The organism is Pseudomonas sp. RIT288 (assembly GCF_000631985.1).
Classification (GTDB): Bacteria; Pseudomonadota; Gammaproteobacteria; order Pseudomonadales; family Pseudomonadaceae; genus Aquipseudomonas.
In genome coordinates this window covers 1-7,198 of the sequence record NZ_JFYN01000030.1, presented here as the reverse complement: position 1 = coordinate 7,198, position 7,198 = coordinate 1, and the positions used below count along the sequence as shown (strand labels likewise).

The window sequence follows — 7,198 nt, the reverse complement described above, 5'->3', positions numbered from 1 at the left end:
TTTCGAAGATTTCTTCAACAACTTCAACCACTTGCGCTTCCGATCTCTCGTTAGCGGGAGGCGAATTCTACAGCGTTACACGCTGCTGTCAACACCTCTTTTTCTCCGCTTTCGACCGAGAAGATCGAACCGTCAAAAGAGCCAAACATCACCGCGCTTTCAACTCCTTCCAAGCCTCGATGAACTGAAGCAGGCCGCCGCCGAAAACCGCATAACTCATTGAATCTCAAGGAGTTTTCCGTTTCGACTGCGCCGGAAGTGGGGCGAATTATAGACTTCCTGAATCTGCCGTCAACCGTTAATTTCAGTTTTCTTTCAACGACTTACAGATCGGTTAAAAAACACACAAACCCCTCCATATATAGGCTGGAAAACGACTCCTTCTATATAGAGGGGATATTCAAAGCACTCCATCAGCCTTGAGTGCCTCCACCGCGCCAGTGCCCAGACCCAGCACCCGCTGCAGAACCTCCAACGTATGCTCGCCCAATAAAGGAGGCGCACGACGGTACTCGACCGGCGTCTGCGACAGCCGGATCGGACTCGCTACCTGCGGCACCATCCCGGCCAGTGCATGCGGGAGCTCTATCGCCAACCCACGTGCTTTCACCTGCGGATCGTCAAACACCTGGGACAGATCGTTGATCGGCCCACACGGCACGCCCGCCTGCTCCAACTGCGCCACCCATTCGGCAGTGGTCTTGAATACGGTCGCCTGACGGATCAGGGGAATCAACACCGCGCGGTTAGCCACCCGCAGCTTGTTGGTCGCGAAACGCGGATCGTCCGCCCACTGCGGCTGCCCAGCCACCTCGGCAAACTTGCGGAACTGCCCATCATTGCCAACGGTAAGAATGAAATCACCATCGGCCGTCGGGAAGTCCTGATAGGGCACGATGTTCGGATGTGCATTACCCAGACGCTTCGGCGCATGGCCAGTAGTCAGATAGTTCATCGCCTGATTCGCCAGGCATGCGACCTGTACATCCAGCAAAGCCATATCGATGTGTTGCCCGCCACCTTCGTGATCACGATGAGCCAGCGCTGCCAGAATCGCCACGGTCGAATACAAGCCTGTAAGGATGTCCGTCAGCGCCACACCCACCTTCACCGGCCCGGCACCTTCATCACCTTCAGGACGACCGGTCAGGCTCATCAACCCGCCCAGCCCTTGGATCATAAAGTCATAACCGGCACGCTTGGCATACGGCCCGGTTTGACCGAAGCCGGTGATCGAGCAATAGATCAGATCCGGATTGATCGCTCTGAGCGACTCATAGTCCAGCCCATAGGCGGCCAGCCCTCCGACCTTGAAGTTCTCGATCAGGATGTCCGACTTCGCCGCCAGGTCCCGCACAAGCTGCTGCCCTTCGGGTCGAGTGAAGTCGATTGTCACCGATTGCTTGTTGCGGTTGGCGGACAGGTAATAAGCCGCCTCGCTAGTGTTCTCACCGTAAGCGTCCTTAAGGAAGGGCGGCCCCCAGGCGCGCGTGTCATCGCCATTGCCCGGGCGCTCGACCTTGATCACCTCGGCGCCAAGGTCGGCGAGAATCTGCCCGGCCCAAGGCCCGGCCAGCACGCGCGATAAATCCAGTATACGCAGATGCGACAGCGCGCCCATGGTCGCTCTCCTGTTAATAGAACGCCTGCAGACCGGTTTGCGCGCGACCGAGGATCAGCGCGTGAACGTCGTGAGTACCTTCATAGGTATTCACCACTTCCAGATTAACCAGGTGACGGGCCACTCCGAACTCATCGGAGATACCGTTGCCACCCAACATGTCACGAGCCATGCGAGCGATATCCAGCGACTTGCCACAGGAGTTGCGCTTCATGATCGAAGTGATTTCGACCGCCGCAGTGCCTTCATCCTTCATGCGCCCCAGACGCAGGCAGCCTTGCAGCGCCAGGGTGATCTCGGTCTGCATGTCGGCCAGCTTCTTCTGGATCAGTTGGGTAGCGGCCAATGGACGCCCGAACTGCTGACGATCAAGGGTGTACTGGCGAGCGGTGTGCCAGCAGAACTCGGCAGCGCCCAACGCGCCCCAAGAGATGCCATAGCGTGCGGAGTTAAGGCAGGTGAACGGGCCTTTCAGACCGCGCACATCAGGGAAGATGTTCTCTTCCGGGACAAACACGTTGTCCATGACGATTTCGCCGGTGATCGATGCGCGCAGACCAACCTTGCCGTGAATCGCCGGTGCGCTCAGGCCCTTCCAGCCTTTTTCCAGTACGAAGCCACGGATGTCGCCGGCATCGTCTTTGGCCCAGACTACAAATACGTCGGCGATCGGGCTGTTGGTGATCCACATCTTGGCGCCGGTCAGGCTATAGCCGCCGTCGACTTTGCGCGCACGGGTGATCATCGCACCCGGGTCGGAACCGTGGTTTGGCTCGGTCAGACCGAAGCAGCCGATCCATTCGCCAGACGCCAGTTTCGGCAAATACTTCTGCTTCTGGGCTTCTGTGCCGAATTCGTTGATTGGCACCATCACCAGCGAGGACTGCACGCTCATCATCGAACGGTAGCCGGAGTCGACTCGCTCCACTTCACGGGCGATCAGGCCGTAGCTGACGTAGTTCAGGCCGCTGCCACCGTACTGCTCAGGGATGGTCGCACCGAGCAGACCGACTTCGCCCATTTCGCGGAAGATCGCCGGATCGGTTTTTTCATGACGGAAAGCTTCAAGCACACGTGGCGCCAGGCTCTGCTGAGCGAACTGTGCCGCGGTGTCACGGATCATGCGCTCTTCTTCGGTGAGCTGTTGATCCAGCAGCAGGGGATCGATCCAGTTGAAGCTAGCTTTACCGCCCATGAGTGTGTCCTCGCAAATCGGTGAATTAACGTGACATTGATCCTAGGCCCGGTTCGCCAGCGCGGCAAACGAGGATTTCGCATCCTGTTGTGCTAATTTCTCACTCCGAAACGTCGCTGAATGCCTTTTATGCGGCGCATTAGTGAGATTGACGTACATGCGCAGGAAGATTCCCAGCACCACGGCCCTGATCAGCTTCGAAGCCGCCGCGCGCCACGAAAGCTTTACCAAGGCTGCCGAAGAACTTTCCCTCACTCAGGGCGCCATTTGCCGACAGATCGCCAGCCTTGAGGACTTCCTCAGTGTGGAACTGTTCCGACGCTCGCGACGCGGAGTGAAACTGACGGAGGCGGGGCTTTCCTACAGCCGTCGGGTGGCCACGCAACTGGACGCCGTCGAGCGCGACACGCTCTCGGTGATGGGCCAGCAAGGCACCAACGTGATCGAACTGGCGGTGGTGCCGACCTTCGGCACGCAATGGCTGCTGCCACGGCTCAAGGACTTCCAACTCAAGCACCCGGAAGTGACGGTCAACCTCACCAACCGCACGCGCCCGTTCCTGTTTGCCGATACTGATTTCGACGCGGCAATCTACTTCGGCGACGCCGATTGGTCAGGTACCGAATCCCACAGACTGATGGGCGAAAATCCGATGCCGGTGTGCAGCCCCACCCTACTCGGCAGCAGGACACATCTGACTCCTGACGAGATCGCCGAGCTGCCTCTGTTGCAGCAAACCACTCGCCCCTACGCCTGGCGCCAATGGTTCAACTCACAGCACCTGAACATCCCTCGCGACATGACAGGCCCGCGCTACGAGCTATTCTCCATGCTGGCCCAGGCGGCCATGCACGACATGGGGATCGCGCTGATTCCACCGTTTCTGATTCAGCGCGAACTGGCCGAGAAACGCTTGGTGATTGCCAACCCGAATGCCCTCTCCAGCATCAAGGCGTATTACCTGATGATTCCGGAGCGAAAGGTCGAATCGGCATCACTCAAGGCTTTTCGCGATTGGCTGGTCAATCAGGCAAACAGCTACAACCCAGAAGGGTAAAGGCTTGCAGCGATTACTAACTCGGTAGTCAGGAAAATCAAAGCCCTACAGATATACGTATTTGTCGCAAAATCGCAGACTGTATCCGAAAGTCGTACAGACGTCCCACAAGCGCCTGCTGACGTGGCTTTGAGCCTCCAATCGCGACTCATTACGGCCTATTCACGCCGCCGATGAGAAGTTTTTTCAAATTCAGCCAGAATCCTTGCAAGGCAAGGCCTGCAAGGGATTCAACTGGCCACCTGCGACATTCGGTCACGGGATGACTTGTAGTTAATTTTCCGTCACCCGTCATAATCCCTTGAAGGGCATAAAGTTCGCCTGCAAAATGCCGCGCCCCGCCCTGATTTGGCGGGATCGTGCTGATCGGCCGCCCCAGTCGCACCATCCGCAGTGCCTGGGTTTACTCAATAAGATCACGCAGGAGATTTGACGTGCACATTGGTGTTCCTCTCGAAACCCAGACCGGTGAAACACGGGTTGCTGCAACCCCGGAAACCATCAAGAAGCTGATCAGCCAAGGTCATAAGGTCACTGTACAAACCGGCGCTGGCGTTAATGCCAGTGTGGTCGACGGTGCTTATGAAGCGGCGGGCGCAACCATTGGCAGTGCCAACGATGCGTTCGGCGCCGAGCTGATTCTCAAAGTGGTCGCCCCCAGCGACGCCGAACTGGCGCTGATCAAGCGCGGCACGGTGCTGGTGGGCATGCTCAACCCGTTCAATAACCAAACCATCGCCAAAATGGCCGAGTGCGGAATTACCGCGTTCGCCCTGGAAGCGGCACCGCGCACCTCTCGAGCGCAGAGCCTTGATGTGTTGTCGTCGCAGGCAAACATTGCCGGCTACAAGGCGGTGTTGCTGGCCGCGCACTACTATCCGCGCTTCATGCCGATGCTGATGACCGCTGCGGGCACCGTGAAAGCGGCGCGCGTGCTGATTCTGGGTGCCGGCGTGGCCGGGTTGCAGGCGATTGCCACGGCGAAACGTCTGGGTGCGGTGATCGAAGCGTCTGACGTGCGTCCGGCGGTGAAGGAACAGATCGAATCCCTCGGCGCGAAGTTCGTCGACGTGCCTTACGAAACTGACGAAGAGCGTGAATGCGCGGTCGGTGTCGGCGGCTACGCGCGGCCTATGCCGGCAAGCTGGATGCAGCGTCAGGCCCAAGCCGTGCACGAACGCGCCAGGCAGGCCGACATCGTCATCACCACCGCACTGATCCCGGGCCGCAAGGCACCGACACTGTTGAGCGCAGACACCGTGGCGCAGATGAAGCCGGGCTCGGTGGTCATCGACCTCGCGGCCGCGCAGGGCGGCAACTGCCCGCTGACCGTCGCCGATCAGGTGGTGGTCGAGAACGGCGTGACCATCGTCGGCCCGACCAACCTCGCCGGTGAAGTCGCTGCAGACGCCTCGGCGCTGTACGCCCGCAACCTGCTGGACTTCCTCAAGCTGGTGTTCACCAAAGAAGGCCAGTTCGACGTCAACCTCGAAGACGACATCGTCGCCGCGTGCCTGATGTGCCGCGACGGCCAAGTCATCCGCAAAAACGCCTAAGCAGGGATTCAGACGATGGAAGAGCTTATCTCCCCCGGTATCTACAACCTGATCATCTTCGTGCTGGCGATTTATGTCGGTTATCACGTGGTCTGGAACGTTACACCTGCGCTGCACACGCCGTTGATGGCGGTGACCAACGCCATTTCGGCGATCGTGATCGTCGGCGCCATGCTCGCTGCTGCGCTGACCGTCACGCCGCTGGGCAAGACCATGGGCACCCTCGCCGTGGCACTGGCGGCGGTCAATGTGTTCGGTGGCTTCCTGGTCACCCGCCGCATGCTTGAGATGTTCAAGAAGAAAGCCCCGAAAGCAAAAGAAGAGGCGCCGAAGTAATGAGTATGAATCTCGTCACGACGCTCTACCTGATCGCGTCGATCTGCTTTATCCAGGCCCTTAAAGGCCTGTCGCACCCGACCACCTCGCGGCGCGGCAATCTGTTCGGCATGCTCGGCATGGCGCTGGCCATCCTCACCACCATCGGCCTCATTTATAAGCTCGGTGCTGAGCTGGCGACTGCCGGTATCGGTTATGTGATCGTCGGCCTGCTGATCGGTGGCACCGCCGGTTCGATCATGGCCAAACGCGTCGAAATGACCAAGATGCCGGAACTGGTCGCGTTCATGCACAGCATGATCGGCCTGGCGGCTGTGTTCATCGCCATTGCGGCGGTGGTCGAGCCGCAATCGCTGGGCATCGTTAAACACCTGGGCGACGCCATTCCAGCGGGCAACCGTCTGGAGCTGTTCCTCGGCGCGGCGATCGGTGCAATCACCTTCTCCGGTTCGGTGATTGCGTTCGGCAAGCTCTCGGGCAAGTACAAGTTCCGCCTGTTTCAGGGCGCACCGGTACAGTTCGCCGGTCAGCACAAGCTGAACGCGGTACTCGGTCTGGCGACACTGGTGCTGGGCGTGACCTTCATGCTCACCGGCAACCTCGCCGCGTTCGCGCTGATGCTGGCGCTGGCGTTCGTGATGGGCGTGCTGATCATCATCCCGATCGGCGGCGCGGACATGCCGGTGGTGGTGTCGATGCTCAACAGTTACTCGGGCTGGGCGGCGGCGGGTATCGGCTTCTCGCTGAACAACTCGATGCTGATCATCGCCGGCTCGCTGGTAGGTTCGAGCGGTGCGATCCTCTCGTACATCATGTGCAAGGCGATGAACCGTTCCTTCTTTAATGTACTGCTCGGCGGTTTCGGCAATACGGCCGACGCAGGACCTGCCGGTGCGAAAGAAGCCCGTCCGGTGAAATCCGGTTCGGCTGACGACGCAACCTTCCTGCTGACCAACGCCGACACCGTGATCATCGTCCCGGGTTACGGCCTGGCAGTGGCCCGCGCGCAACACGCCTTGAAAGAGCTGACCGAGAAACTGACCCATCGTGGCGTGACCGTGAAGTACGCGATTCACCCGGTGGCCGGTCGTATGCCAGGCCACATGAACGTCCTGCTCGCCGAGGCCGAAGTGCCTTACGACCAGGTATTCGAGATGGAAGACATCAACTCCGAGTTCGGCCAGGCCGACGTGGTGCTGGTGCTCGGCGCCAACGACGTGGTCAACCCGGCCGCGAAGAACGATCCGAAATCGCCGATTGCCGGCATGCCGATTCTCGAAGCGTTCAAGGCCAAGACCATCATCGTCAACAAGCGCTCGATGGCCAGCGGTTATGCCGGTCTGGACAATGAACTGTTCTACCTGGACAAGACCATGATGGTGTTCGGCGACGCCAAGAAAGTCATCGAAGATATGGTCAAGGCGGTCGAGTAA

At 59.3% G+C, this 7,198-nt stretch carries 7 protein-coding genes; 5 read left to right on the top strand and 2 right to left on the bottom strand.

Annotation, left to right across the window (positions count from 1 at the left end; all coding sequences use genetic code 11):
• Nucleotides 1-223: hypothetical protein (locus tag BW33_RS30260; protein WP_236645227.1), on the top strand; the 223-nt coding region annotated here is incomplete at its 5' end.
• Nucleotides 224-400: 177 nt separating this feature from the next.
• Here the strand turns inward: BW33_RS30260 and BW33_RS18815 are convergent.
• On the bottom strand, nt 401-1,621 hold the full coding sequence (locus BW33_RS18815; protein ID WP_047600421.1) for a CaiB/BaiF CoA transferase family protein: 1,221 nt from the start codon (nt 1,619-1,621) through the stop codon (nt 401-403).
• Nucleotides 1,622-1,634: 13 nt separating this feature from the next.
• A complete protein-coding gene (locus tag BW33_RS18810) occupies nt 1,635-2,816 on the bottom strand; it encodes an acyl-CoA dehydrogenase (protein WP_003220420.1) in 1,182 nt (393 codons plus the stop codon).
• A 157-nt stretch (nt 2,817-2,973) separates the two neighbouring features.
• Here BW33_RS18810 and BW33_RS18805 point away from each other — a divergent pair, with 157 nt between their 5' ends.
• From BW33_RS18805 to BW33_RS18790, 4 genes are all read left to right on the top strand, one after another.
• Nucleotides 2,974-3,873: a LysR family transcriptional regulator gene (locus BW33_RS18805; RefSeq protein ID WP_047600419.1), complete on the top strand. Its 900-nt coding sequence runs from the start codon at nt 2,974-2,976 to the stop codon at nt 3,871-3,873.
• Nucleotides 3,874-4,307: 434 nt separating this feature from the next.
• Nucleotides 4,308-5,429: a Re/Si-specific NAD(P)(+) transhydrogenase subunit alpha gene (locus BW33_RS18800; RefSeq protein ID WP_047600418.1), complete on the top strand. Its 1,122-nt coding sequence runs from the start codon at nt 4,308-4,310 to the stop codon at nt 5,427-5,429.
• A gap of 15 nt (nt 5,430-5,444) precedes the next feature.
• Nucleotides 5,445-5,765, top strand: a complete 321-nt coding sequence (locus BW33_RS18795) for an NAD(P) transhydrogenase subunit alpha (protein WP_003220416.1) — start codon at nt 5,445-5,447, stop codon at nt 5,763-5,765.
• Nucleotides 5,765-7,198 carry an NAD(P)(+) transhydrogenase (Re/Si-specific) subunit beta gene (locus BW33_RS18790; protein ID WP_047600416.1) on the top strand — a complete coding sequence of 478 codons (1,434 nt, stop codon included), beginning with the start codon at nt 5,765-5,767 and terminating at the stop codon, nt 7,196-7,198. Before BW33_RS18795 ends, BW33_RS18790 begins: the two co-directional genes overlap by 1 nt.

Bases quoted from the DNA above. Each gene is read 5' to 3' on its own strand.
- BW33_RS18815 (WP_047600421.1), bottom strand. From the start codon at position 1,621: ATGGGCGCGCTGTCGCATCTGCGTATACTGGATTTATCGCGCGTGCTG.
- BW33_RS18810 (WP_003220420.1), bottom strand. From the start codon at position 2,816: ATGGGCGGTAAAGCTAGCTTCAACTGGATCGATCCCCTGCTGCTGGAT.
- BW33_RS18805 (WP_047600419.1), top strand. From the start codon at position 2,974: ATGCGCAGGAAGATTCCCAGCACCACGGCCCTGATCAGCTTCGAAGCC.
- BW33_RS18795 (WP_003220416.1), top strand. From the start codon at position 5,445: ATGGAAGAGCTTATCTCCCCCGGTATCTACAACCTGATCATCTTCGTG.
- BW33_RS18790 (WP_047600416.1), top strand. From the start codon at position 5,765: ATGAGTATGAATCTCGTCACGACGCTCTACCTGATCGCGTCGATCTGC.